This window comes from Kitasatospora sp. NPDC048715, from assembly GCF_043198905.1.
In the GTDB taxonomy this organism is placed as follows: Bacteria; Actinomycetota; Actinomycetes; order Streptomycetales; family Streptomycetaceae; genus Kitasatospora; species Kitasatospora lactacystinica.
Genome location: NZ_JBICVH010000006.1, coordinates 1 through 26,201, shown reverse-complemented (window position 1 = coordinate 26,201; position 26,201 = coordinate 1). Strand labels below are relative to the sequence as shown.

21 protein-coding genes, 1 pseudogene and 2 CRISPR repeat arrays are annotated in these 26,201 nt (G+C 70.7%); of the genes and pseudogenes, 12 read left to right on the top strand and 10 right to left on the bottom strand.

Features of this window, described 5'->3' with window-relative positions; all coding sequences use genetic code 11:
- Positions 1-935 precede the first annotated feature (935 nt).
- The 5 genes from ACGFSC_RS13300 to ACGFSC_RS13280 form a co-directional block, all read right to left on the bottom strand.
- On the bottom strand, positions 936-1,292 hold the full coding sequence (locus tag ACGFSC_RS13300; protein WP_359902458.1) for a spore-associated protein A: 357 nt from the start codon (positions 1,290-1,292) through the stop codon (positions 936-938).
- 123 nt (positions 1,293-1,415) lie between these two features.
- A complete protein-coding gene (locus ACGFSC_RS13295; RefSeq protein WP_359902461.1) occupies positions 1,416-1,757 on the bottom strand; it encodes a spore-associated protein A in 342 nt (113 codons plus the stop codon).
- Between the two features lie 196 nt (positions 1,758-1,953).
- Positions 1,954-2,394: a spore-associated protein A gene (locus ACGFSC_RS13290; RefSeq protein ID WP_359902463.1), complete on the bottom strand. Its 441-nt coding sequence runs from the start codon at positions 2,392-2,394 to the stop codon at positions 1,954-1,956.
- 314 nt (positions 2,395-2,708) lie between these two features.
- Complete coding sequence (locus tag ACGFSC_RS13285) at positions 2,709-3,137, bottom strand: DUF2690 domain-containing protein (RefSeq protein ID WP_359902465.1); 429 nt, start codon at positions 3,135-3,137, stop codon at positions 2,709-2,711.
- A gap of 170 nt (positions 3,138-3,307) precedes the next feature.
- Complete coding sequence (locus ACGFSC_RS13280) at positions 3,308-3,730, bottom strand: DUF2690 domain-containing protein (RefSeq protein ID WP_359902468.1); 423 nt, start codon at positions 3,728-3,730, stop codon at positions 3,308-3,310.
- A gap of 368 nt (positions 3,731-4,098) precedes the next feature.
- Here ACGFSC_RS13280 and ACGFSC_RS13275 point away from each other — a divergent pair, with 368 nt between their 5' ends.
- The 8 genes from ACGFSC_RS13275 to ACGFSC_RS13240 all read left to right on the top strand — a co-directional run bounded on the left by ACGFSC_RS13275 (position 4,099) and on the right by ACGFSC_RS13240 (position 15,774).
- Positions 4,099-7,959, top strand: coding sequence for a helix-turn-helix domain-containing protein (locus tag ACGFSC_RS13275; RefSeq protein ID WP_359902471.1), 3,861 nt, complete (start codon positions 4,099-4,101; stop codon positions 7,957-7,959).
- Positions 7,960-8,459: 500 nt separating this feature from the next.
- Positions 8,460-8,792: a CRISPR direct-repeat array (repeat unit 28 nt; unit sequence AGCCATCCCCGCGCGTGCGGGGCCTACG).
- 828 nt (positions 8,793-9,620) lie between these two features.
- Positions 9,621-10,259, top strand: a complete 639-nt coding sequence (locus ACGFSC_RS13270) for a ParA family protein (RefSeq protein ID WP_359902473.1) — start codon at positions 9,621-9,623, stop codon at positions 10,257-10,259.
- Complete coding sequence (locus ACGFSC_RS13265) at positions 10,259-11,434, top strand: ParB N-terminal domain-containing protein (RefSeq protein ID WP_359902476.1); 1,176 nt, start codon at positions 10,259-10,261, stop codon at positions 11,432-11,434. Before ACGFSC_RS13270 ends, ACGFSC_RS13265 begins: the two co-directional genes overlap by 1 nt.
- A gap of 347 nt (positions 11,435-11,781) precedes the next feature.
- Positions 11,782-12,309: a hypothetical protein gene (locus tag ACGFSC_RS13260; protein WP_359902479.1), complete on the top strand. Its 528-nt coding sequence runs from the start codon at positions 11,782-11,784 to the stop codon at positions 12,307-12,309.
- 8 nt (positions 12,310-12,317) lie between these two features.
- Positions 12,318-12,608, top strand: a complete 291-nt coding sequence (locus ACGFSC_RS13255; protein ID WP_359902482.1) for a ribosomal protein L7/L12 — start codon at positions 12,318-12,320, stop codon at positions 12,606-12,608.
- A gap of 205 nt (positions 12,609-12,813) precedes the next feature.
- A complete protein-coding gene (locus tag ACGFSC_RS13250; protein ID WP_359902485.1) occupies positions 12,814-13,407 on the top strand; it encodes a hypothetical protein in 594 nt (197 codons plus the stop codon).
- A 223-nt stretch (positions 13,408-13,630) separates the two neighbouring features.
- The gene (locus ACGFSC_RS13245; RefSeq protein WP_359902487.1) at positions 13,631-14,173 is read left to right on the top strand and encodes an SMI1/KNR4 family protein; all 543 of its coding nucleotides are present in this window, start codon (positions 13,631-13,633) and stop codon (positions 14,171-14,173) included.
- A gap of 836 nt (positions 14,174-15,009) precedes the next feature.
- The gene (locus tag ACGFSC_RS13240) at positions 15,010-15,774 is read left to right on the top strand and encodes a sporulation protein (protein WP_359902489.1); all 765 of its coding nucleotides are present in this window, start codon (positions 15,010-15,012) and stop codon (positions 15,772-15,774) included.
- 541 nt (positions 15,775-16,315) lie between these two features.
- Here the strand turns inward: ACGFSC_RS13240 and ACGFSC_RS13235 are convergent.
- From ACGFSC_RS13235 to ACGFSC_RS13225, 3 genes are all read right to left on the bottom strand, one after another.
- The gene (locus ACGFSC_RS13235) at positions 16,316-16,504 is read right to left on the bottom strand and encodes a hypothetical protein (protein ID WP_359902491.1); all 189 of its coding nucleotides are present in this window, start codon (positions 16,502-16,504) and stop codon (positions 16,316-16,318) included.
- A 246-nt stretch (positions 16,505-16,750) separates the two neighbouring features.
- Positions 16,751-17,146: a CRISPR direct-repeat array (repeat unit 29 nt; unit sequence GGAGCTATCCCCGCGAGCGCGGGGCCGAC).
- A 547-nt stretch (positions 17,147-17,693) separates the two neighbouring features.
- Entirely contained in the window at positions 17,694-18,248 is a 555-nt protein-coding gene (locus tag ACGFSC_RS13230) for a hypothetical protein (RefSeq protein WP_359902493.1), read from the bottom strand.
- 525 nt (positions 18,249-18,773) lie between these two features.
- Complete coding sequence (locus ACGFSC_RS13225; protein ID WP_359902495.1) at positions 18,774-19,766, bottom strand: AsnC family transcriptional regulator; 993 nt, start codon at positions 19,764-19,766, stop codon at positions 18,774-18,776.
- Positions 19,767-19,971: 205 nt separating this feature from the next.
- Here ACGFSC_RS13225 and ACGFSC_RS13220 point away from each other — a divergent pair, with 205 nt between their 5' ends.
- On the top strand, positions 19,972-21,525 hold the full coding sequence (locus ACGFSC_RS13220) for an MFS transporter (RefSeq protein WP_359902509.1): 1,554 nt from the start codon (positions 19,972-19,974) through the stop codon (positions 21,523-21,525).
- A gap of 99 nt (positions 21,526-21,624) precedes the next feature.
- Here ACGFSC_RS13220 and ACGFSC_RS13215 read toward each other — a convergent pair whose 3' ends face one another.
- A complete protein-coding gene (locus ACGFSC_RS13215; RefSeq protein ID WP_359902497.1) occupies positions 21,625-22,248 on the bottom strand; it encodes a hypothetical protein in 624 nt (207 codons plus the stop codon).
- A gap of 518 nt (positions 22,249-22,766) precedes the next feature.
- On the opposite strand from ACGFSC_RS13215, the gene ACGFSC_RS13210 reads away from it, so the two are divergent.
- Entirely contained in the window at positions 22,767-23,558 is a 792-nt protein-coding gene (locus ACGFSC_RS13210; RefSeq protein ID WP_359902499.1) for a hypothetical protein, read from the top strand.
- Positions 23,559-24,142: 584 nt separating this feature from the next.
- Positions 24,143-25,183 carry a ferritin-like protein gene (locus tag ACGFSC_RS13205; RefSeq protein ID WP_359902500.1) on the top strand — a complete coding sequence of 347 codons (1,041 nt, stop codon included), beginning with the start codon at positions 24,143-24,145 and terminating at the stop codon, positions 25,181-25,183.
- A gap of 252 nt (positions 25,184-25,435) precedes the next feature.
- Here ACGFSC_RS13205 and ACGFSC_RS13200 read toward each other — a convergent pair whose 3' ends face one another.
- A complete protein-coding gene (locus ACGFSC_RS13200; protein ID WP_392863202.1) occupies positions 25,436-25,939 on the bottom strand; it encodes a MarR family winged helix-turn-helix transcriptional regulator in 504 nt (167 codons plus the stop codon).
- Positions 25,940-26,024: 85 nt separating this feature from the next.
- On the opposite strand from ACGFSC_RS13200, the pseudogene ACGFSC_RS13195 reads away from it, so the two are divergent.
- Positions 26,025-26,201, top strand: a pseudogene (locus ACGFSC_RS13195) (cupin); the annotation flags it as partial.

The following is a 26,201-nucleotide window of genomic DNA, read 5'->3' as shown; positions in this document are numbered from 1 at the left end:
GACCGTCCTCGATGTCGGCGGTGTCCGCTCCGGCATCGGCATCGGCATCGCCCAGGACGTCGTCAACGACCGCTACACCCACCAAGACAACCGGATCGCCCGGAGCCCGGACAGCACCCTCGACCTGGAGTCCCTGGCGCTTCGTGCCGCCGGCTGCCCCGGCCGCGTCGTGGCGATCGAGGCGGTCCGGGACGGCTACACCGTCCACGACTGGTTCACGGTCATGCTGGCGATCACCGAGGACCCCGCGCAGGAGCATCCGTTGGCCACCATCCACTCCACCACGGCGAGGCGCTACCCGGACGGCGGGGAGGAGGCCGGCGGTGGACAGCTCGCATGCGCCGCGGCCGCCGAACGCGCGGGCCGGCCCTGGCCGGGCACCCGTCGGTGCCCTTCCACTTCGCCGGCCCTGACACCCCGGACGACGAGCCTCCCCGCCGGCGGGACTGAGCCGTACGGCACGTCGACCAGCTTGTGGTCGGACCCGACATGTCACCGGCCGACGACCGGGGAGGCCCGGCACCCATGACGGCTGCCGGGCCTCCCGGTCTCTTTCTTCTGCCGATCGACGTGCCGCCCGCGCAGTGCCCCTGATGTGCACTTCACCTCCGGGCACCGGGGAGCCGGGTCCTCGGACTGTCACCTGCAGTAGGAGTCGGCTCTGACATGACCTGCGAGCATCCTGTCGCTGCTCCCCCGATGCCGCCGCTCCAGTGGATGCACACGTTCTTCGCGTAGAGGCAGACCGGCCCCGCGTACGAGGAGAAGCAGCCGGCGCCTCAGACTCCGCTGTGGGCGCTGGTGGTTGCGGTGGCCGTCCCGGGCGCCAGGGTCACGGGGGCAAGCCCCACGGTGGGCGCGCCGGCCAGCGGGTGTCCTCCTTTCTCGTCAGGTGAGGAGGCCGTCGGACTGGGCGCCCCTCCCGAGCGGCAGGGCTATCCGCAGTGGGTGTGCCAGCGGCTGACTTCCTGGTCGTGGATCACACCGCCCCAGTCGATGCAGGTGCCGCGGCCGTCCACGGAGACGGGGCCGGCGTACGAGGTGTAGTAGCCGGAGTCGATGTCCTGGATGCCGTCGTCCCGCCCGATCCAGGCATTCATCGAGAGGGCGGCGCCCGGGTGGCTGCGCACGACGACCAGGCAGTTGCGGCCCGACTCCGCGCTCCAGGTCAGGTAGGCCGTTCCGAGGTTCCCGATCGGCGCGGAGTCGATGAGCTTGTATCCGTTCCCGCAGACTCCGGACGCGTCAGCGTGGGCGGCGGGAGTGGCGAGGGCGAGCAGTCCCATCGTCATGGCTCCCGCGATGACGGCGGGAACGGAACTTCTGAGGCCCCGGAGCCGTCCGGGACCCTCGCGAGGGCCGACCCCACCGCAATGGAGTGCTTCGACGATCATGATCGTTCCTCCTTCTCCTCGCTACCCGCAGTGCGACCTGTACTGGTACGCCCCGGTGGGTGCGTCGTCCACGTAGCCGCCCCAGTTGATGCAGGTGGCCCGCCCGTTCGCGTACACCGGACCCGCGTAGTGGTGGTAGAGGTTCTTGTCCTCCTCCTCGAAGCCGTCTGCGGTCCGCTGGATCCAGGCCGTCATGTAGTAGAGCTCGACGGGTCCGTCGTTCGCCCCGTACTTCTGCGTGACGACGCAGTTGTAGCCGTTGGATTTGTTCCAGGTCAGAAAGGTGCGCCCGTATCCGCTGATGTCGAGCGAGTCGACCTCGCTGTATCCGGCGCCGCACGATCCGTTGTAGGTCCCGTTCACCGGAGTTGCTGCGGCCGCTTGCGGAAAAGCGAAGAGGCCCACGAGCGCCGACGACAGGGCGATTCCTGCGCGAAGGCGGAACGACTGGATTTTCCTCACTTGGACTCCCTGTGCGACTGACCGAGCGGGTGGGGTGGATGATCCGGGTCGGAATTCCCGGGAATGCGGGGGATCGGAGAGCGCCGCGACGGCGGGATCAACCGCAGTGCCCGGCGTTCTGCCAGTACTTTCCGTAGGTGTACGAGCCACCCCAGTCCACGCAGCTTCCCTCGGCGTAGACGAAGACCGGGCCGGCGTAAGCGGTGTAGTTACCGCTGTCGGAATGACGGGAGGCGTAGTCGCCGGTCCGCTGAATCCACGCGTCCATGGATCGGGCGGACCCGGGGTATTCGGCCACCGTCACGACGCAGTTGAACCCGCTGTCCGAATAGGTCAGGAAGATGTTGGCGCCCGACTCCAGTCGCAGACTGTCGATGACCCGGTATCCGCTGCCGCAGGCGCCGTTGTATCCGGCGGCCGCCTGATCCGTTCCGAGGCGCGAGGGGACCTCGGCCGCGGTTGCCGTTGCAGGCGATGCCATCAGCAGCACTCCGCTTGCGATCAGCGATGCTGCGGCTGCCTTGAAGTTGCCCTTCATTTCTCTCCCTCGGGTTTGATCTCCGTGTGGCGGTTCATTTCATCGGCGAGAATTCGCCCGGACTGATTTCGGAGTGCGCTGGGCCGGGCAGTGGAAATGGCAGGGGCACGGGTGGGGCGTGACTGACGGTCACGCCCCACCCGGGTGGTCGCGCCGAACCCGCTTCGGACCGTCCCGGCGGAACGGTCGGAGCCATGCGAATGCCCGCGCTGCGGGTTTCGGGCTCCGCCGATGTGTCAGCTTCAGGCCCTGCCGAAGACGGGGATCCGCGCTACCACGGCAGCTCCCCGGATCCCCGAACGGGCAGAGGGGCCTCAGTGCCAGCCGGTGCAGATGGGCTGGTCCCAGTTATCGATGCAGGCTCGCGCTTGGACCGAACCGTTGACCATGTTGCCGAAGCTGGTGGAGCCGGTCGCGATCCACCCGTGGATGTTCTGGTTCGTGTTCTGCACCCAGAAGTTCTGCCCGATCGAGGTGCGGGAGATTCGGGCCCAGTTCGCCCTGCACGAAGAGCTGTAGCGGAGTTCGATCGTGCCCAACGTCGAGGCCACCGAGTCCACCGTGTAGGCGTCCGTGCTGCAGCCCATGTCCACCGGGTCCTGTCCGTTGCAGGAGGACCCGTAGCAGCCGGCGGTGACCCGGGGCGTGGCGGCGGATGCGGTCGGAGCGGCGAGCCCGCCCAGCGCCGTCGCGGCCACCGCGAGACCGACCAGGACCCTGACCAGACGATTCGTACGCTTCACTCGGATTTCCTTCCCTGTAAGAAGGGGATCGGCAGAAGTTGCGTGTGTCGGCGTGCGCCCGGCGAGGCACGGGATGGCAGGACCGCGGGTGGGGTGCTGACGGACCCCGCCGAGGACGGGGAGCTGCGCTACCACCGCAGCTCCCGGATGCCCGAACGGGCGAAGGAGCCTCAGTGCCACCCGGTGCAGGCGCCGCTAGAGATGCAGGCACGCGCCTTGCCTGAGCCATCGACCATGTCGCCGTATCCGGTGGAGCCGATCGCGTGCCACCACACGACCAGGCTTTCGTTGTACACGTAGAACTCCTGCCCGTTCGAGGCGCCGGAGATCCGGGCCCAGTTCGCCCTGCACGAAGGGCTGTAGCGGAGTTCGATCGTGCCCAACGTCGAGGCCACCGATTCCACCGTGTAGGCGTCCGTGCTGCAGCCCATGTCCACCGGGTCCTGCCTGTTGCAGGAGGACCCGTAGCAGCCGGCCGTGACCTGAGGCGTGGCGGCGAATGCGGTCGGAGCGGCGAGAACGACGGTGCCGCCGATGAGTGCCGCGCTCGACGCGAACGCGATCATCGCGGTACGGATCTTGACGAGAGACATCGCTGTCTCCTTTCGGTGTGGGGAGCGGAGGGGACTGTGCGGCATTCCGAGAGCCGCAGGGTCTCGGAATGCCGTTGCGCTTCACCGGTGCGGCGGAACACGGCCCGTACGGGCGGTGGTGTCCCCGGGGCGTGGTCGCGCCGGCGTCAGGGCCAGCCGTTGCTGTGCTTCGGCCCCGGCACGGTTCGAGTTTTCACAGCCGGCCGGTTGTTGCGCAGCCCTGCTTGCCGGACGAAACAAAATGCCGCTCCGCAGGTCGGAAGGACCGCTGGAACGAGACAGGCTGATGAGAAGCCGTTGTGGTGGGTTTCCCCGGCCCGTAGGTTGACGCCGGTCCGGTGGTGTCGCCGAGTGGGGGAGGACACAGGATGGGGCGCCAGGAGAGCCCGCTGGATCCGGCCGCAGGGCCGGTCCAACGCTTCGCGTTCGAGCTGCGCCGGTTGCGCGGGGAAGCCGGAGACCTCACCTACCGGGCGATGGCCGGCCGTACCCGCTATTCGGTCGCGACGCTGTCGCGGGCGGCCGGCGGTCAGCAACTTCCCTCGCTGCCGGTGGCGTTGGCCTACGTGGAGGCCTGTGGCGGGGACCTCGCGGAGTGGGAGCGGCGTTGGCACGCCGCCGCGCGGGACGCGGCAGCCGAGGACGGTGACGACGCCGATGCTCCGTACCGGGGCCTGGCCCGCTTCGAGCCCGGTGACCGGGAGCGGTTCTTCGGCCGCGACCGGCTCGTCGCCGACCTGTTGGCCCTGATGGACTCCCGTCGCCTGGTCGCCGTCGTGGGTGCCTCGGGCAGCGGCAAGTCCTCCCTGCTGCGCGCCGGACTGATTCCGGCGCTCCGGGACCGGGGCGCGACGGGCACGGGTCCGGCCGCCATCCGGATCCTCACTCCGGGCCCGCGGCCCGCCTCCGACCATGCCGCAGCGGTGGCGCCCGCGAACGGCACGGGCGACACGGTGCTGGTGGTGGACCAGTTCGAGGAGGCGTTCACGCTGTGCACCGAACCGGCGGAACGCGCGGCCTTCCTCGACCTGCTGCTGGCAGCGTGTGATCCGGACAGCCGATTACGGGTGGTCCTGGCGGTACGGGCGGACTTCTTCGGCCGTTGCGCGGACCACCACGGCCTGGCCGTCGCCCTGCGGAAGGCCACGCTGCTGGTCGGGCCGATGGGCCCGGCCGAGCTGCGAGAGGCCATCGTCAAGCCGGCCGCCGGCGCGGGCCTGATCGTCGAACGCGCCCTCACCTCAAGGATCATCGAGGAGGTCGACGGCGAACCGGGTGGGCTCCCGCTGCTGTCGCACGCCCTGCTGGAGACCTGGCGCCGCCGCAAGGGCAGGACACTGACGGAAGCCGCCTACGAAGCCGCCGGCGGGGTACGCGGCGCCATCGCCCGCACCGCGGAGCGGGCCTACGGCGGCCTGACACCGGAACAGGCCACCACTGCCCGGCGCATCCTGCTGCGACTGGTCACCCCGGGCGACGGCGCTCAGGACACGAGCCGTCCCGCCGACCGCACCGAACTCGAATCCCTCGGCACCGGCGACACCGGCACCGCGGGGGTTCTCGAAGGCCTGGCCCGCGCCCGGCTGATCACCCTGGACGGCGACACCGTCCACCTCGCCCACGAGGCACTGATCAGCTGCTGGCCGCGGCTGAACGCGTGGGTCGACGACGCCCGCGACCGGCTGCGCCAGCACCGGCGCCTCACCGAGGCCGCCAAGGCCTGGGAGGACCTGGGCCGCGATCCCGGAGCGCTCTACCGGGGCACTCTTCTGACAGCGGCCGAAGCGGCCTTCGCGACCGGCGGGCACCGCGACGACCTCACCCCGCTGGAGTTCGAGTTCGTCAGGGCCGCTCTCGCCGCCCGAAGCCGCGAACAGCGAAGCACGGCACGTTCAGCCCGACGGCTGCGCACTCTCCTCGGCACGCTGTCCGCCCTGGTCGTCCTCGTCCTGCTGACCGGGGTGATCGCGTGGCAGCAGAATCGGACCGGCGAACGGCGTCGCACGGAGGCCGCCGCCCGCCGGGCCGCCGCGGTGGCGGACGGCATGCGCACCTCCGACCCCCTCACGGCAATGCGGCTGAGCCTCGCCGCGTGGAAGACCGCCGATCTTCCCGAGTCACGGTCCGCACTGCTCGGCGCCGCCGTCCAGCCGGATCAGGACGTCTTCACCGACCCGCCCTCCGGCAAATCCGTCCCGCAGACCCACTTCCTCAGCGGCGACGGCCGCACCTTCGTCGGTGTCGGCCGCGACGAGGTGGTGAAGTGGGACGTCGACACGCACCGCCGGGTGGCTTCGCTGCCCGGATTGGGGGCCGAAGCGGACGACGTGGACGACATGAGCGCCGACGCCCGGACCCTCGCCGTGTTCGAGCACGACCATGTGAACGTGTGGAACCTGCCCGAGGAGAGTACGGGCGCGGCCCCGGTGTCACGCCATTCCTCCGGTCCCGGCCTGGACCCGACCGCGGCCCGACTCAGCCCGAGCGGACGGACCCTGCTCCTCTACGCTGTCGCGGGCGAGGACGACGTGGTCCAGGTCCGGGATGTCCGCGACGGCCGGTTGCTGCTCGAACGACGCACCAGGGGCGGTGAGCGCAGGCCGGTCGTCCCCGACGAGCTACGCGGCGTACCTGAAGCCAGGCAGCGGCGGATGTGGGTGGAGGACCGCATGCAGCACTACCCGTACCCCGATGCGTCGCTCAGCCCCGACGACCGCCTGATGGCGCTGTGCGTTCCGGGCGAGCCCGTCCAGGTGTGGAATGTGCCCGAACAGCGCCAGGTCCCCACCCCCTGGGCCCCCGACGTCACCGCGCAGCAGTGCCTCAACCAGGCGATCGGGTTCGCGCAGGACGGCCGCCGGCTGGCAGTCGTCGACGGCGGCGGAGTCCGGATCTGGGACATCGCCTCGGGAACGGAGCTCCCGCGGATCGAGCACGCCGACATCAGGGAGGCGGCGTTCAGCGCGGACGGAACGCTCATGGTGGCGTCGGACGGCAAGGAGGTGCTGTTGTGGCGCCTTGACACCCCATCGGTCCCGTTCCTGCGGCATCCGCTCGCCAACACCGACGCCAGCCAGTTCAGGCTGGATCCGGCCGCACACAGGATCCGCTACCTGGAGGGCCCTACCGGAGCGGTGGTCCGCACCATCGACCTCACGACTGGCCTCGCTCCGGCCTGGACGAGCCGACCGATCGCGGCTGCCGTGTTCAGCCCCGACGGCAGCACACTCGCCACGCTGGCGTCGCCGGAGGGCGGGGACATGTACCGCTTCCAACTGCGCGATCTCCGCGGGCCGGGAAACGTCGTCGACCTCCCCGCCACGTCCTGCACCTCGCGGCGTCAGAGCTCCATGCCCTGCACCGTCCTCACGGCCTTTCGTCCCGACGGGGGAGCCTTCGCCTTCAGCGTCTTCGACCGCTTGCAGTGGGACGCACCCCCCAGGGTGTCCATCTGGGACGTCTCCACCGCCAGCGTCACCGCGACCCTGGACCTCGTGGCCGGTGAGAGGCTCACCGTGTCCACTGTCAACGCGATCGCCTTCACACCGGACGGACGATCGCTTCTGGTGTCACGGATGCCGCAGGAGGAGGCCGTGGAAGTCTGGGACCTGTCCCAGAGGGCCAGAACACGGGTGATCTCCGGCGTCGGCGGGGAACAACTCGCCGTCCGGCCGGACGGACAACTCCTCGTCACCTCGCACAACCAACTCGCCGACCTGCCATCGGGCCAGGTGAACCCCCGTACGCTCACCCAGAACACGACCCACGCCGTGGCCTTCAGCCCGGACGGCGGGTACCTGGCCACCGGCGACGAGGGCGGCCGCGTCACACTCTGGGACGGCAATGCCGAGCGGAACCTGGGCGTACTGCCCGGCACCTTCAGACCCAACGCCGCAGGGGTGTTCGACCCCATCTCCGCAATCGCGTTCTCCCACGACGGCCGCACCCTGGCCGCCGCGGGCACCGACGGCACACTGCGGATGTGGGACCTCGCATCCCACCAACCACTCGGCCCCGCCCTCCCCACACCAGGAGGCGCCACCCTCTCCCTGGCCTTCAGCCCCGACGACCGCACCCTGCGCATGGCGACCGAACACGTACCAGGACACGAGGTAGTGGTGGCCCCGGACCGGGAAGCCGCCGACATCTGCGAACGAGCCGGAGGCGGACTGCCGCAAACCGACTGGGACACGTACCTCCCCGAAGTGCCCTACCGGAAGGTCTGCTGACCCCGACGGTGCGATTCCCTGCGGGCCCTCGCCGCCGATCAGGCGCTCGTTGTCCAGCCGTACGACCAGCCGCCGACGGCGCTCCGGTTCACGGTGAGCAGCAGGACGAGGTCCGGGGCCTCGGAGTGGCCGTGAAGACCCGCTGGCGACTCGCCGTCGATCCCATCGAGCTGAACGCGCTCCACGAGATCGCGGCCGGCTGCGACGACACGCCAATCACGGTCGTCGTCGCCCGCTGACCAGCCGCCGACGCCCACAGCGGCTTCGCCCAGGAACAAGGTGAAGCCGGTGCGGTCGAGGTGTGCGACATTCCACGGGTTTCCCTGAACCTCGCTGGCTCTGCCGTGACGAAACGCCCATCGGAGCCCTGAGGGCGAGGACGCCTGCCTCATGGCGGTTCAGCTGGCCCGGACAACGGTGTCAAAGGTCGGGCAGATCCGGCCTGCCAAGCGGGGCGGATACCAGTGTGAGCCGAACCCGACCGGCCGCCAGCGCTCAACGAGCATCCCCGTGCGTGCGCGGCCTACGCAGCCAAGTCGCTGCCGCGCACGTACGTCTCGGAGCCATCCCCGCGCGTGCGGGGCCTACGCCCGGAGACGCTCGCCCGCCGTGCCGAGGCCACAGCCATCCCCGCGCGTGCGGGGCCTACGACTCGGTGCTCAACTCGGTCACGTCGCTGGAGGAGCCATCCCCGCGCGTGCGGGGCCTACGGGGTGGTGGGTGACGGGCGTCAGCGGGTGGGGGAGCCATCCCCGCGCGTGCGGGGCCTACGGGGCGGCCCCGTGATCCACGGAGGCAACCGTGGAGCCATCCCCGCGCGTGCGGGGCCTACACTTTCTGACCTGCTGTGGTTCGGCTCAGAGTGCGCCAATTAAATCAGTTCGAGTCCACAGCCCCTCCACAGCCCGGTCTGCGCAGGGGGCGACCTGGCGCTCCGTTCTCCCAACCGAGCAGGGCTACTTCGTCGGTTGGCCGACCCTTCGCACATCGCTCCGCCATGTCACCCACACAGGAGCACTTCGAGCAGCAGGATCACGGGACCGCCGTCTCGCGTCCCATTCTGCTCCGAGGCGGCGCGGTCAACTGGTCGCACGTCCAAGTTCGGCCCGACAAGGCTGCCCCGGGTCCAATGTCCGCATCCGCACGGTCGGGAATGCCCGTCACAGTTCCGGACCCCGCTGACCGCCCGCTCGCCGACGGGCAGCGCGCCGGGACCAATGCGAGCGCCAGCGACGTTCACCCTGCCCAGGTCGGGCCCGGAGCCGGCCGTCACCCGTGGCCGGCTCCGGGCGGGACTCGCCGTGCCGCGACGGTCGGCCTGCGTCGTGAAAGCCGGCACGCGCACGACGCGCCCGCCCATGTGAATGACCAGTGCTCATGAATTCCCCCCTCCGCCAAACAGGCATCACCGCAGGTGGTAGCCCTTGAGATTGGATGCCGACTCAGGAAAGAAGGGCGGTTCTCCGGAAGTCCGGCCACCGCGATCCATCCCGTTTGTGCTCCATGACACGCGGGTCGTGTCAGGCTCCGGGCTGATCATCTGGAATGCTGTTCTCCGTCCGCCGACCACGGCTTTGAGCGGCGGGCATCCGCAGTACCGGGCAGTCGGCCCGGGAAGCCCACGGAGAGAACGGAACATCATGAAGCCATCTGTGCTTGTCGTGTCCACCGACCCCCAGGGGTCCGCCGTCGTCTGGGCCGAGCGGGTGGGAGACAACCTGCCCTTCGACTTCATGGCGGCACACGACCATGCCGAGCAGTTGATCCACCTGAAGAAGACCGGCGCGAAGATCCACGTCATCGCCAACCAGAAGGGCGGCGTGGGCAAGACCACCACCACGGTCAACCTCGCGGCGTGCACCTTCGACGTCCTCGGTGAGAAGGACGAGTACCAGCACATCTTCATCGACACGCCGGGCACCCTGGCGGACGAGGAGATCCTGCGCAGGGCCCTGGAGATCGCGGACGACGTCCTGGTCCCGATGATCACCGAGCCGCTGTGCTTCGACCCGACGGCCCGGACCATCCAGAAGGTCATCGAGCCGATGGACATCCCCTTCCGGATCGTCGTCAACAACTGGGACCCCCGGGACGGCCGCGCCGACCTCGAGGACACCGAGGCGTACATCACGGCGAAGGGGTGGCCCCGCGCCAAGACCGTCCTGCGCCGGTACAAGATCCACTCGCGGGCGGTGGCCGAGGGAACGGTCGTCACCCAGTACAAGGAGAGCGGTACCGCCTACCGGGCCCGCGAGGACTTCTTCCGCCTGTCCCTCGAGCTGGGTTACGGGGGCCGCTGATGGCGGGTCGTCGCGTCTCCTTCGCGTCGATGGCCGGCGACCCGGTCGTCGACGCCCCCGGCGTGGACAGCGCCAACAACAGCGCCCCGGTGGCCAAGTGGATCCCCACCGCCGACTGCCTGCCCAACCCGCGCAACCCCCGTGACGAGCTGGGCGACCTCTCCGACCTGGCGAGCATCAAGGACCGCCAGCTGCAGAGCTGCCTCGCCGTCACCCCGGCCGCCTACCTGCGGCTGTGGCCGGAGGACCAGCAGACGCTGGGCGCGGGACCGCAGGACGTCGTCATCGTCAACGGCAACCGCCGGCGGGCCGCCGCTGAGCTGTACGGGCGCGAGCAGCTGCTCGTCGTCGTCGACGACTCGGTGGCGGAGTCCAAGGCGACCCTGCTGCGGGCCGCACTCGACGAGAACATGGCGCGCAAGGACTTCGACCCGATCGAAGAGGCCAACGCGGTCATACTCATCGTGGCGCAGTACCCGACCGCCAAGGAGGCCGCCGAGGCCGAGGGCTGGTCCCAGAGCTGGATCTCGCACCGCAAGAACCTGCTGAAGCTCCACCCCGAGCTGCAGCGCCAGGTGCGGGCCAAGGCGCGCGGCGAGGAGGGCGTCTCCATCAACGTCGCCCGCCGGCTCGGTTCGGTGAAGGGCATCGAGGCGATGTCCCTGGCCGGGCAGACCGCGGAGCTGGAGCAGTTGCTCCAGTCCGACGCCGACGCGGTGGCCGCCAGGCGCGCCGCGAAGCTGGAGGCCAGGGCCGCCGCCAAGGCGCCTGCGGAGGCCCCCGCGCCGCAGCCCGCTGCGGTGGCTGCCTCCGCACCCGCTTCCACGCCCGCGGCCCAGCCGGCCGCGGAGGCGGCACCGGCCACCGTGAAGGCGCCGGCTCCCGTCGCTCCCCGGCCGGAGCCCGCGCCCCGTAACCCGGTCGCGAGCGCCGAGCCCGTCCGGAGCCCCGAGCGATTTTCCGCGGAAAATTCCGAGCCGCTCCCGATGCCGGAGCAGCGGGTCGTGGTCCCGGTGGACGAGCAGTCGTCGGCCGCCCCGCAGGCGGAGCTCGGCGACGTCGACTGGCACAACGTGGAGGAGCTGGCGGACGCCATCTGCCGCACCCTCTCGGCCGACGAGGCCTACCGCCTCGCCGACGCCCTGGCCAACCGACTGCTGACGACCAGCAGCTGACACACCCGTGGTGCCCCGGCCCCGCCGTCCTGGCGAGGCCGGGGCACCACCGCATGGGGCTCCTGCACGATCCGACAGGATCGGGCGACTCCATCGGGTACCCGCTCGGGGAGGGAAGCCCCCGTGACCCTCGGGGGTTCGGCCTGGCCGGTGCGGTGGTGGAGAGCAGCGAGCGGCAGCGGCCGGCTCTGTTTCGTTCCTCTGTCGGGCGAGGGTCGGATGCGTTCCGGCGACGGACTTCCGGTGCGCGACGAAGCCCGACGCGCAGCAGCCGAGATCACCGCCGTACTGAGGGGCCTTGAGGAAATTCAGTCGGCCTGGCAGGACGCAGCGGGCAGGATGGCGGGATGGCTGATCTGCTGTGGGACGACCAGGTCGCGTGGCTGCTCGATCCCACCGATGGGGGGTGCCTGCCCGATGCGTTCGTTGAGGACACGACGGCGGCGGACTGGCAGGCCGTGCTCGACCTGATCGAGGAACAGGGCTGGGCCTTCGAGTACGCCGAGGGCGAGGCGGTGCTGCCGTTGCCCCGGGCCGAGGCCGTGTTGTCCCGCCCGGCCGGCGCCGAGTGCCCGAGCCTGAGTGTGCGGCCTGATCCCGAGGTCTGCGCGATCTTCCGGTTCCTCGGGGACGAGCAGATCGACTTCGACGTCGACCTCCGGGAGCTTCAGGGGCAGGAGCGGCTGGACGTCCTGTGCGGGTTCCTGACCGCCATCGGGCGCCGCCTGGGCAAGTCGGTGCCGCTGTTCCCCGAAGGCGGCGGCACGCAGCCACTGCTCGGGTTCGACGTCGCCGCCGACCGGGTCAGGGTGATGTGGACGCCACCGGAAAAGCGAGGCGAGCCATCGCTGCAGTCGGCCGCCAACCTGCACTGAGGAGCACTGTGCCTGAGCAGTTCTTGCTGATCTGCGACGAGATCCCCCAGGACATCGTTCTCCTCGATGTGGGCCCGCGGCCCCTGGAAGTAGCGAAGGTGCTCCGGGAGCTCGTGGGCATCGGTCTCTGGCGGGCCAAGCAGATCGTGACGCAGACGCCGCCAGTGCGCCTCGCAGAGGAGGTCGGTGATGACGTGACAGCGAAGTGGGTCGGTCCTCTGCGCGGGGCGGGCGCGGTGATCGAGCTGCGGACCTGGTGGCGATACCGACCAGGGCAAGGGCCACTGCCAGTGGCCTGAGCCAGGAAGGCGCCGCTTCGGCCCATCCCCGGTCGACCGTCGCCACTGTGGAACTGTCCGGGGGTTCTTGAGCTGGGTAGTGGGCCGTTCCGAGAGTTCGCCCCTGCCTCGGGTGCCCCTCCGGCGCGCGCTCACCGACGTGCCTGGATGGTTCGCCGGTGCCCGGGCCTGTGTCCGTGGCACGCCATTGGTCCAGAATCAGGGCATGGATGTCCCCAAGCTGCTGGAAGCCGCCTCCCTACTGGTTCCCGAAGAGGTCGCCACCGAGAACGACATCACGGTGAACGACGTCTGGGAGTACCTCACCCATGATGAGTGGGAGGTGGCCCTCGGGCTGCTGGAGGAGCTGGGTGACGTTCACCCGCTTCCGCTGAGCTTCTGGGAGACTCTCGCCACCGCCGCCGAGCAGATGCGGCTGGAGACGAGCTCGGCCTGGTGTCGCTGGCGCTGCTACGAAGCCCGCAATGGCGTCATCCGAGCCGACCTCACCCTCCGACCGGCCGGCGAGGCACGTCGGCAGACGCCCTTCTCGGGTGCTGGCGTCCTTCGGCCGATGTGGGACATCGGGACTCGAACCACGACCGGCGAACCGGCCCTGAACATCGCCCGCCTCTGGGTGGAGTTCACGCCCTTCATGGAGCCTGGCGGGCGAGCCACGGTGCGATTGGCACCTCTCGACCCCTCGCAGTGGCAGCACCTTCGACCCGGCCAGGTGATCACTATGCATGAGGACCGATCGGCGGCCGGAACGGCGGTTGTCCTGGAGGTTCACCGTCCGACGGCCGAGCCGGCCGCATAGAGGTGGGCGTCCAGGCTGGATGCGCGCGAACCCCGGTGCCTCGGTGGTGAGGGCCATGCGAACACCGGCCGGCGACCGACGATGAGGAGCTGTTTTGCCTCCGACGTGATCGGTAGGCGGCTACTGCGGGTGACCGGTCCGCTCGGTCCTTGTGCCGCCCGTCCACCACGTCACGGACAGGGGCGCCGGATCGGATGTCGGTCGCCGCTGAGACCATCCAGTCGTGACCCGAGCATGTGATCAGCGCCCCGATGAGACCACCCTCGCCGCCCTGCGCTCCGCGTTCCCGCCGGAGTGGCGGGAACCCGCCCTGGGACACGGCGGCATGATGGCATGGGAGGCCGCGAACGGAGTGGCGCTCCCGGAGCCCTACCGAACCTTCGTCGCGGAGATCGGCAACGGCAGCAGTCTCGGGCCTGCCGAGGACGGAGGGCTCCAACCCCTCGGGTGGCTGCCCGCGAGCTGGCCGGACCTGGGGCCGCGCCTGCCCGGCGAACCGTTCCCGCTGGACGACGCCTGGCTGTGGGAGGACGACGGCGAGGCCGATCCGGACGATCCACGCATCCACGCCGCCTTCACCCACGGATCGGTGGTCCTCGGCTCGCACGACGGCCACTCGTTCTGGCTGTTAGTGACGGCCGGACCCCACCGGGGCGAGGTCTGGATGGTGTCCGACGTCGGCGCGATCCCCGTGCCCGGCGCCGAGGCCTGGGACTTCACGGAATGGGTCGGGCACTGGCACTCGGGCAACGGCTGGCCGACCTGAGCCGGACGCGGAATCCGGAAACCGTACGCCGACCCCTGCGGAATCAGGGGCAGGCACGCACGCAGACGTCGCACGGTATCGAGCCGCACGTTCCCGGGCCCGACGGCGTCCGCGGTCGAACCGATCGCGTGGAAGGCCCAGTACTGGTTGAACACGAGCCCCTCGGAGACCGCCGCCTCGACGAGCGCCGGCAGGAACTCCTCCTCCGGCCGGGCGTACCGGCGGGCGTAGGCCACCGGCCGGGTCCCGCCGTCGGGGGAGCCGAGCGCGGAGACGGTGTCGTAGTCGGCCACCAGAGGAGTGAGTCCGGCCAACTCGACGAAGACCAGTTCCTGACGGTAGGTCCGCGCCGGCCCGGACGACGACTTCCCGTCGGCTCTCCCACGTGGCGGAGCGGCTGGGACGTACCGTCCCACCTGTACCTGACGGTCGCCGACAACCGGCTGCTGCTCGACCTGGACGACGGGCGGGACGTCGAGCTGCTCCAGGAGGAACTCAGGGCCGGTGCTCCCAGCGGGTGCGTGGTGCTCCAGGAGGCCCTACCGGGACCGGAGCACGCCTGGCTGCCGGGGACGGGCGGCGGCCACATGCGCGAGGCGGTGGCTCCCCTCGTCCGGCGTGGCGGCGAACAGCCCGGTGCGGAGTCCCCGTCGACCACCCGATCAGTCAGTCCAATGTCACGGCTGCGCCCGCCGGGCAGCGACTGGCTGTATCTGAAGCTCTACTTCGTGGCGGACGAATGCCGAGGTGCTGTCGAATGCCGCCGGTCGACGGCAAAGCGCAGGCAAAGTACGATCGGTGCGCTCGGTCCTCGGCGATGTCAGGAGTGCCCCCGGATGGTGTTCAAGCGGCTTCTCGGTGCCCTGGGCGTCGGCGGACCCACCGTCGACACGGTGCTGTCCACCCCGACCGTCCATCCCGGTGGCACCGTGCACGGCCAGGTCGACCTGGTCGGCGGCAGCCGGGACGCCGAGATCAACGGCATCACGCTCTGCCTGGCCGCCCGGGTAGAGGTCGAGCACGAGGACGGCGAGAGCCACACCGTCAAGGAGTTCGCCCGGGTGCAGGTCTGCGGCCCGCTGCGGCTGGCGGCCGAAGAGCGGCGCGCCGTCCCGTTCGCCTTCCCCGTACCGTGGGAGACGCCGCTGACCGCGATCGGGGGCCACCACCTGACCGGCATGGTGCTCGGGGTGCGCACCGACGTCGACATCGCAGGCCAGCTGGACCGCGGGGACACCGACCCGATCGCGGTGCAGCCGCTGCCGGTGCAGCAGCGGGTGCTGGAGGCGCTGGCGGCGCTCGGCTTCCACTTCCACCGGGCCGACCTGGAGGCCGGCCGGATCCACGGCACGGGCCAGACGCTGCCGTTCTACCAGGAGATCGAGTACAAGGCGGCACCTCAGTTCGCCCGGCGCTGCAACGAGATCGAGCTGTCCTTCGTCACCGACCCGCACCGGGTCGAGGTGGTGCTGGAGTTCGACAAGCGCGGCATGTTCCACAGTGGCGACTCGGTGCGCACGTTCCTGCTGGACCATGCGGCCGGGAATCACGACCTGACCAGTACGGTGGACGGCTGGATCCGCGGCGTGCTGGGCCACTGATCGCACGCCTCGCCCCCGGCGGGAGTGGTGGTCGTCCTGCGCGGCGAGCACCTCGGTGCCGGTGGCCAGGAGCGCGAGGCGGGGCGGGATCGCCGCCATGTCGCACCGTTGTGGGCGCGTGCCCTCGCCCATGCCCGTACCGTGCTTCGCGGTCCCCTGATGGGGCCGGTGCCCGTCCGGGACGACGCGCACCGGCCCTCGAAGAGAACCACCGGTCACCAGGCGTTGTGCCCGGTTCTGCCGCAGGGTCGGATTCCATGACCGCAGCAGGAGGAGCATGTGGATCGTCGTCCTCAGCCACGTCACGCTCGACGACGTCATGCAAGGGGCCTGGCCGCGGTGACGAGGACACCCGCGCCGGGTTCACCCACGGCGGCTGGGCGGCCGAACGCGGCGGGGACGCCGCCATCGCGAGGGCCTGGGGCCGGCGGCTGGCCGCCAGCGGCGGACACCTCCTGGGACGCCGCACCCACCAGGACGTCATGGCCTACTGGAACACCCAGGACAGCCCGTTCCGCGCCGCCCTGAACAACGCCCCCAACTACGTGGCCTCCACCGCCTTGACCGAGCCCCTGCCGTGGCCCTGGCGGGTGCGGGTCTCCATGGTGACGCCCATGTCCGCCCCGATCCGGCCGTTGCTGCAGGCGGAGAAGAGGCGCTCGTGGGTGTGGACGTTGGTGCGGTACCGCTCGCGCAGGAAGTCGACCATGGCCTGGATGCTGTCGTTCATCGCGTCGTCGTGGCGCACTGTCAGCCGCCCCCCTTGACGTACCCGGACCATTGCGCGAAGCAGCACCCTGCGGATGGCATGTTCTGGTCGGGGGCGGCGGGGTGGGGAAGACGGGCAGCCAGGCGCCAGGCGCCGGCCGGGTGCGGTGGATACGGCCCTGCAGCGCGGCGAACGACGGGACGCCCGCGCACATCACCACGAGCTCCCGTGTCGTCCGTCGGCCGACCTCGGTCACTGGCCCGTCTCTGAGCTATCCCCGCGAGCGGCGGGGCCGACCAGGCGATCGAGCGGTGGGCCGCCACCGCGCTGGAGCTATCCCCGCGAGCGCGGGGCCGACATGAGCAACGACGCTGACGCCGAGATGGACGCGGAGCTATCCCCGCGAGCGCGGGGCCGACACCGGCCCGCTGTCCTGCACCATCAGCTGGGCGGAGCTATCCCCGCGAGCGCGGGGCCGACGCCAAGACCCTGCGCGAGATGGGCGACGACGCGGAGCTATCCCCGCGAGCGCGGGGCCGACTACCAGGTCAGGAACCAGGTCATCGCCGCCGCGGAGCTATCCCCGCGAGCGCGGGGCCGACTACACCGCCAAGGCCCTGCCCGGCCGCGCCGCGGAGCTATCCCCGCGAGCGCGGGGCCGACACTTCCTGACCTGCAGCGATTGGGCGCAGAGTGCGCCAATCCATTCAGTTCGGATCCGGAGCCCTGCCCGTGCGGGGCGGGCCGTAGCCCCTGAGGCCGACTCTCCAAGCTGCGCCCTGGCGAGCTGAGCCTGAGCCTTCGACAGCATCGTACGGGCTGAGTCCAGACGTCGGCGCGGATACGTCTACCCCAGCACGGTCACCACAGCTGCCCTCGTCATCTGGCTCCGCACATGATCGACCGGTCGTTTCGCCTCCGATTTGCAACCTCGCCACGCCTGCGGTGACTTGGCGAAGGCGCGGGCCCTGCCGGTCCTGGCGGTTCTGCGGGGAGGCTGCTGGACTGCGGGCTGCTGCACCGCCGCGTGCAGGACCTGGCTCTGGCGCAGCTCGACGGGTTCGGCCCTTCGCCTTGGCGTGGACCGGGCTGCGCGGATGGACTGTCCCCCGCGCTGCTCCCCACGCAACCCGAAGTCGCCCTCCCCAGCAGCCTGACGACCGGCCAAGAATGCGCCAGACGCACCAACCCCACCAGGGGCACTGGCACCTCAGAGCTCGTCCTCATCTCCCCAGTCGACATTGCTCAGCGTCTCGCCGAACCGCTCCTGTGCCGCCTCCGGCCCGCAGCCGAAGGCGCGGCCGATGTACTCCCAGGTCATCAGGTTGCTGCGGGCCTTGCGGCCGGCCAGCAGGGCGGTCGAGCCGGCGGCGCGCTCGAACCGGGCGGCCGCACGGACAGCGGCGTACGGCTTGCTCTCCATCAGGTCGCAGATACGGTCCACCAGCGCCGCGACCAGCTCCTCGACCTCGCGCGGCACCACACCCTCGGCCAAGTCGACGTGCCACTCCCAGTCCGCGAACGGCCCGGTGGCCTCGCCCACCGCCTCGGTCGCCTCGTCGTCACCGAAGTCCAGCAGGTGCACCCGCTCACCCCGCCAGCCGCAGCCGCAACCACTGCGCACCGCAACGGCCCGAGGACCGTCCGCACCGTTGTAGAGCCACCAGGTCGTACGCCCGTCCGGCAACGGCGCCGGCTCGCTGCCGTCCGCCAACACCGCCACCGGGAAACCCTCGTGGCGCCCGCTCTCCTCAAACCATGGCATGCCGTGTCCCTCGCGTCCCTGGAGTACAGCACCAGGGTTCTCAGCCTGTGACGCAGTGTCAAGGCTTCGCGACAACCGGTGCGACCCGCAGTTCGAGGGGGCGCGCGCCAGCCGCCGCACGCTGGGCCGGGGGTGCTCAGGCAGTTCGGTGAACCGCTCGATCCGGGTGACCGTCCCATCGGCGACGATCCGCGATGAGGACGCCACTGGGCTCAGAACCGCACCCCGACGAAGTTCGGCACATCGGTGTGGCGAGCCGCTGCTCGCAGTGGGTACCTAGGAGGTGGTCCACGGCTGGCCGTTCGCCCGGACGAAATGCGCCTTTGCGCCGGCGGGTGGGATGCCCAACCTCCTCGCGATTCGCCGTACCAGCAGACGACATGACCGTCTCATTTTGCGGCACAGCCCGGGCTGTCGCCGGCGAGGATCTTCAATGCCGCATGTCAGTGACCGTGCGCGCCTCAAGCAGTACGAGACTGTGCTGATCGGGCCAGGCGCCCAGGCCCGTTCGGTGGTGCGCTCGCGTCAGCCCAGCGGGGGGTGGATCAGCCGTCCGTGGTGGATCAGGGACACGGACTGCTTGAGGCGGCGAACGCGAATGCTGATCTCGTAGCCCCTGATGCCCTCGATGCGGGCCAGGCGGCTGCTGAGGTAGCGGTAGAAGTCGGGGGTGTCCCGGCAGATGACGACGGCCATGAGGTTGTGCCGGCCGCTGGTCGCCGCGACGAAGGCGCATTCGTCGTGCCGGCCGAGCTCCTCACCGATCCGGTCGAGTCCGGGGAGGTCGACCTGGAGCCAGAGGACGGCGTTGAGCTCGTAGCCGAGGCGTTCGGGCAGGATGTCGATGCCGTAGGCGAGGGAGCCGGAGGTCTCCAGGGCCTCCAGGCGGCGGGCGACTCGGGGTGTGGACCAGCCGGTGACCTCCGACAGGCGGGTGTGGGAGACGCGGCCGTCCTCCGCCAGGGCCTCGAAGAGCGGGAGGTCCTCGTCGGCCGGGGCGAGCGGCGGTCCGGCGGCCGCAGGGCGCTCCGCCGTCAGCCGTCGCACCTGTTCGTCGGTCAGGAAGCGTTCCCCGCCGGCCCAGCCGACCGCGTCCGGGGCGCCGAACGTGTGGAGGAGGAGGTCGACGCTCATGTCGAGGACCGAGGCGGCGCGCGGGAGCTGCCGCAGCAGGACGTCGTCGCGCCCGGTGCCGACGGCCGAGCGGATGGTGCAGATGATCTCCGACCCACCGGAGGCGATGCTGGCGTAGCCGACCTCGGGTCTGCGGGCGAGGGAGTCGGCGACGGGCCCCACGGCTTCCGGGCGGCAGCGCAGCCGCGCGACCCACTCCGCATGCCCGTGGGCGGACGGGCTCCTCAGCCCGACGACGCGCAGGATCCCGCCTCGCCGCAGCGCGTTGTAGCGGCGGGCCACGGTCTGTTCGGACACCCCCACGACCTCGCCGAGGTGGCGGAACGAGGCCCGGGGGGCGCAGTAGAGCCCGTGGATGATTTTGCGGTCCAGGTCGTCAGGCACAGAGGAATCGTGACACACGGGCGGACCGGAATGGAGGTTCTGGTACGTCTGCCGGGATCACTTGGGGATTTCTCGCCCGTGGGGCCGAAGCTTTCCTGTGCCCCCAGCAACCGGTGCCCGCGCGGCATCCCGCAGTCGAAGGAACCACCCCGTGAACTCCGCAACGGTGCAGCGCCCCGTGGCCGGACGAGGCGTCACGCTCGTCATGGCCTGTCTGGGCGTCTTCGTCGCCTACCTTCCCGTGACCACCGTGTCGGTGAGCCTGCCGGCGCTCCAGCGGGCGTTGGGCGCCTCGACCTCCCAACTGTCCTGGGTATCGGACGCGTTCGTGCTGCCGATGGCCGCGCTGATCCTGACCACCGGGGTGTGGGGCGACGTCCACGGCCGCAAGCGGGTGTTCCAGGCGGGCATGGCGTTCTGCGCACTGGGCGCGGCCGTCTCGCTGGCCGCGGACTCGGTGCAGTGGCTGTGGGTCGGGCAGGCGGCCTCCGGGCTGGGTGCGGCGGCCCTGCTGCCCACCACGCTGGCCCTGATCAGCCACGCCGTCCCCGACCACCGGGAGCGCGGGAGGTTCATAGGCCTGTGGGCGATGTCCATGCTGGCCTCGCTGGCCCTGGGACCGCTGATCGCCGGGCTGCTGCAGCAGCACGTCGCGGTACGTTGGATCTTCCTCCTGCCCATCCCGGTGTCGCTGGTCGTGCTGGTCGTCGCGGCCTTCCTGCTGCCGGACTCCCGGGCGCCGCACGGCCGGCGGCTCGACTGGCCGGGGCAGATCAGCGCGGCCGTCACGGTCACCGCCGTCGTCTACGGCGTGATCGAGGGCGGCGCCGACGGCTTCGGTACGCCCTCCGTGGTGGCGGCCCTGGTGATCGGCGCCGTGAGCGCGGTCGCGTTCGTCGTCGTGGAGCGTCGCAGCAGCAGCCCGATGCTCGACCTGGCCCTGTTCCGCAGCCCCGCGTTCGCCGCCACGTCGCTGGTCGCCATGATCAGCTTCCTGGGGCTGATCGGCTTCTTCTTCGTCCTGAGCCTGTACTTCGGTCTGGTGCAGCATCTGAGCACGTGGGAGGCCGGGCTGCGGATGGTTCTGGTGTCCGGGACGTCCCTGGTCGTGGGCGTCCCCGTCGGACGGCTGATGCACCGGGTGTCCGCTCGGGTCATGATCACCACCGGCCTGGTGCTGATGGCGGGCTCGCTGCTGTCGCTGATCGGCGTCGACGCGGGCACCTCGTACGGGTCGCTCGCCTGGCGCCTGGTCCTGCTCGGCCTCGGCATCGGCGCCGTCCTCACCCCGATGACGGCCTCCGCGGTCTCCTCCGTACCGCACCACCTGGCCGGCATGGCCGCCGCCGGGAACAACGCCTTCCGCCAGCTCGGCGGCGCCCTCGGCCCCGCCGTGCTCGGCGCCCTGCTGACCACCCGCGCCCTCGACGCCCTGCCCGGCCGGCTCGCCGACGCCGGCGTGCCGGCGGAGACCGGCGGCCGCGTCCTCACCGTCGCCCGGGAGCAGGGCCTCGGCGCCGTGGCCGGGCTCGACCTGGGCCCTGCCACCAAGCCGGCCCTGAGCGCACTCAGCGGCTCCTTCCTCGACGGCCTCCAGCTCTGCCTGGTGGTGTCGGCCTCGCTCGCCCTGCTGGCGGCCGTCGCCTGCGCCGTCCTCCTGCGGCCCGCCGTGCCCGCCGGCCGTCCTGACGCCGGGGCCCCGGCTCCGCAGACCGCCGCCGTCCCCGTCCCCGTCCCTGTGGGCAGCGCGTCCGCCTAGCGGCTCCTCCTCCGGCGCCCGTCGTGTCCCGAACCGGGGCCGGCGGGTCGCCGACGTTCCTGCCGACGTTCCCGCCGGCGGACGAGGGCTGTGCCCGGTTCAGCGCGACCAGTAGATGTCCTCGATGTCCGGTCGCAGGGGCGACAGCGGGCGGGCCCGGTCCGGGGCGTACGCGACGTCGCCGCCGCTGACGGACATGGTGAGGGTGACCGTCCGGTCCGGTTCCGTCGAGAGCGCGACCCAGACGGCGATTCCCTCCGAGGTTTCGGCGCTGAGGTAGTCCGGGCCCTCGTCCGGGGCGCTCGGGGTCCAGGCCGACGGTTTCTGCCGGAGGCCGCGCAGCCGCCACTCGGCCTCGATGCGGTCCCGCAGCTCCTGCCGATGGGACGCGCTGATCCTGGTACGGGCGGTGAACCGACGGTCGACGGTGGACAGCTTGCTCGGCGTGCCGTCCGGACGCGGCTCGTACCGGCTGACGGTACAGCCCCTGTCGCTCAGCACGAGGTCAGGGCTCAGGCCCCCCAACGTGTCACGGACGGTTTGCTCGCTGAGCGCGTGGAACTGCTCCGGGGTGTGGCGGACGATCTCGGGTCCGGGCTTGGACGCGTAGTCATCGGCGCCGATGAACCACCATGCGGCGATCTGGAACGCGAACGTCACCCCGATCACGGCGACAATGATCGCCGCCGCCACCAGAGCCGCCTTCACCAACGACTTGCCCAACAACCCCAACCCCCCGCCGTGCGTCGTACCGCCACCGTATGCGCGCGACCCGGCACGACTCCTGAGCATCCGTACTCAGAAAGGCCACCCGGTGCTGCCCGCCCTCAGCCGTAGCTGCGGAGCGGCCGGCGGCCGCTTCGAACGGGACCGATGGGGGAGAGTGGGCAGCGCGCGCCGGTCTACTCCTGGAGGTGTGGCGCTTCCGTTCCCTCTTCGTCTTCGTCTCCGTCTCCGTCTCCGTTGCCGCTCGTCGCGGCCCGCCGGTGTCGGGCGGCGATGTCCGGGTCGACTTCGACGCTGGTGATGTTGTCCTCGCCGAGGCGGTCGGTGCGGGCCCGATCCTCACCGTGCACGTGCCGGCACGGGAGCCGGGCTGCGAGGTGGCGGCCCGTCAGGACGCCAGGCCGGCAACCCGGTCGGGCGCCGCGTCAGGCCACGGTAGGGTCACCGCAAGGGGGTGATACCCCTGTGTGCGAAACAATGCATTCGGCTACGAACCCACGGGGGTCCTTGTGTCCATGGTTCGATCCACCGTCAGGATTCCGCTCGCGGTGGGCGCGGCCGCGATGGCCGCGGCCGTCGTCACGGGGTGCTCCTCCGGCACGTTGACCGCAAACGGCAACCCGGCGGCCGTCACCGCCACCTCTGCCACGTCCCCGGGCACCGCCCCGGTGGACGCGCCGACGCTCCCGACGTCCGGCACCCCGGCGTTCGGCACCCCCAGCAGCACGCCGACCGGCCCTCCGCTGCTCACCGGAGTGGACCTGCGCGCGTCCCTGCCGACCGCCGCGGTGCTGCCCGCCGGGTGGACGATCAAGGGCAACGGCAACCAGGTCGACACCGGCACCACCCTCAACGAGTACCGGGCCGACCCGCCGCAGATCACGGAACCGTGCAACCAGATGCGTCTCGCCGGGACCCTCTTCTCCCAGGGCTACAAGGTCTCGGGCGCGATGAACGAGGTCTACGACGGGGAGCACATGGTCCAGGTCTACCTGGCCGCCTACCGCCCCGGCGACGCGGCCAAACTGCTCGGCGACCTGAGGACGTACGCGGAGCGCTGCAAGACCTTCACCGGGAAGAGCGTGGACGGTGCCCCGATCCCGATGACCGTGACGTTGCAGCCCGTGCCGGGGCTCGGTGCCGAGGCCTTCGACATGAAGAGGGTGCCCACCGGCCCGTACAGCACTTCGGAGATCGTGATGACCCGGATCGGCGACCGGGTGCTGTTCCTCAGCGGCGACGACATCCTGGGCCGACTGCCGAACATCATGCAGCTGGCGGTGCCGCTGGTGAAGACCATCAAGTAGGAGTCCCGGCCCCGCCCGCGCCACGGTGGCGGGGCGGGGACCCGCCACCACCCGGTGCCCGACCGGCTGCCCGCCGACCACCTTCGATGACGGCCGTGAACCGTCTCCCAGCTGCCGAAGCGGGATGACAGGCCCCGCCGGGGGGAGGCCGGTCCACTGCCGGAACAGCATCCCGTTGGCCGGGCAAGAGCAACGCTCGACCTCGCTGTCCGGGGTTGCCAGGCCTTCACGGCAGCTGACGCGGCCGGTGATGATTCTTGGCACATGAGGCCACATGGATTCAGCCGCCGTCACATGGCGGATGTGGTGCCTGGTACTCAGGGACGGTGCGGTCGGACCGGTCGCCGGGCTTGAGGCCGCCGGCCGGCAGCGGCTGCGGCCCCCGGCGCCTGGTCCGGTACGCCGAAGAATCTTCACTCATCTGTCCGATTTCGTCGCGGTCCACCCCGGGAACGATCGCATGCGCACTCAGCGGCGTGCCGAGTCGCACTGATGTGTCGCACTCGACCCCGGAGCTTCGTCGTGGACCTCCTCCACGTTGACCGGACCTGCCCGCCGCTTCCGCCGAACGAACGGGAACCGCCGTGACCACCTTCGCCACCAAACCGATGTTGATCGCCGAACTGATGGAGATCCCAGCGGCCGATCACGACCTGAAGTGGATCAAGGACAGTCTGCAGTCCGCCATCGCTCTGGAGCTGTCGACCCTGCCGCCCTACCTGTGCGGCATGTGGTCCGTCAAGACCAAGGGCTCCGAAGCCGAGGCGCTGATCAAGGGCGTCGTCCACGACGAGATGTACCACATGGGGATGGCGTGCAACATGCTGTCGGCGATCGGTGGGACGCCGCACATCCTCGCTGCGGCCCCAACGTATCCGGGCAAGCTGCCGGGCAATGTGCGGCCGACGATCGATGTGTACCTCCAAGGGCTGACCCAGACGTACGTCCGGGAGGTCTTCATGGAGATCGAGATGCCCGAGAACCCGCTCGCACCCCTGCACGAGGAATGGATCACGATCGGCAAGTTCTACGACGCGCTGCGGGACGCGTTCGACAACGTCGAACCATCCATCGGGCCGGGCCATCAGATGGAGACACAGATCGGGAGGAACAAGCTGGAGAAGTTCACCTCGGTCGACCAGATCACGAAGGCGATCGACGTGATCAAGGAGCAGGGAGAGGGCACCAGCCACCTCCCCGACGACCCCACCACCGACGGACGGCTGGCCCACTACTACGGCTTCGGCCAGATCTGGAAGGGGCACAGGCTGGTACCCACGCCCACCGGCCCCACACCGTACGACTGGGTCGGGGACCCGGTCCCCTTCCCCGAGACGTACCCCATGGGCAGGCTCACGGCGGAGTGCTGGCCCAACCCCCCGGAGAAGGTGCAGGGACTCCTCACCGCCTTCAACGGCAAGTACACCGAGATGCTCAGCCTCCTGGAGAAGGCATGGCGGGACGGAGACGCCGCCGCGCTGGGCCAGTCGATCGTCGCGATGTTCGCGCTGAAACCGGCCGCGCAGGACTTGATGGCCGAGCCCCTGCGGGATGACAGCACGCATGTGTACGGGCCCGAGTTCCTCGTCCACCTCACGGACCCCGGCCACCCCAAGCACGGCTGACGGACGGGGGCGCCGGCTGGACAACCCAATCGCCGCCCGGCCGACGGCCGCGGTCGCGGCCGTGGCGGAACCGGCGGAGGCGCCGCGCCGGGCCGCGGGGGAAGCGGAGTACGTCAAGGTGCGGTAGTCGTCACGGACGGCCCACTGCACCGGGTGTCGGCCGCCGTACGCGTTCCCCGCGTACGGCGGCCGACGGCGTTCCGGAGCGGTCGCGGGTGGCTGGACCTCGGGCGGGGGCGTGGGGCGGGGCCGTCAGGGCGCCGGGCTCTCCGCGCCCTCGACGTCGGCGAGCAGTTTGCGCAGGAGCTCGTCCAGGGTGGTCCGTTCCTCGCCCGAGAGGGCGGAGAGCAGCGCGGTCTCGTTGGCCGCGTGGTCGGTGAAGGCGGCGTCCACGAGGGTGCGTCCGGCCGCGGTGAGGGCGATGCGGACGCTGCGCCGGTCCGCCGGGTCGGTGCGGCGTTCCACCAGGCCCGCCGATTCCAGCCGGTCGATTCGGCTGGTCATGCCGGCCCGCGACATCAGCAGCAGCGCGGCGAGTTCGGAGGGCATCAGTTCGTACGGCGCGCCGGAGCGGCGCAGGGTGGCGAGGACGTCGAACTCGCCGCGCTGGAGGCCGTGTTGCTTGAACACCTCTTCGACGACCCGGCCCGCGAGCAGCGCGAGGCGGCCGAGGCGGCCGACGGTGCCGACGGCCGCCAGGTCGAGGTCCGGGCGCTCCCGGCTCCACTGGTCGAGCATGACGTCCACGTGATCCATGGGGGCATGTTATTCGATGGGAGATAGTTAGACGTAGTACTATCAGCCAGGGAACTATCGAAGTGCTCACTGTGGGGAGAGGCCAATGACGTTGATCGGACCGGAAGCCGTGGTGGTGCGGGGCGACGAAGCCGAGACCGTCGGAATGCTCGGCGGCAAGGGGCGGTTGCTGGCGGACTCCAGCGCCACCGGCGGCGCCCTGAGCACCCTGCGCGTCACGCTGGGGCGCGGCAAGGACGGCGCCACTCCGCACTACCACGGG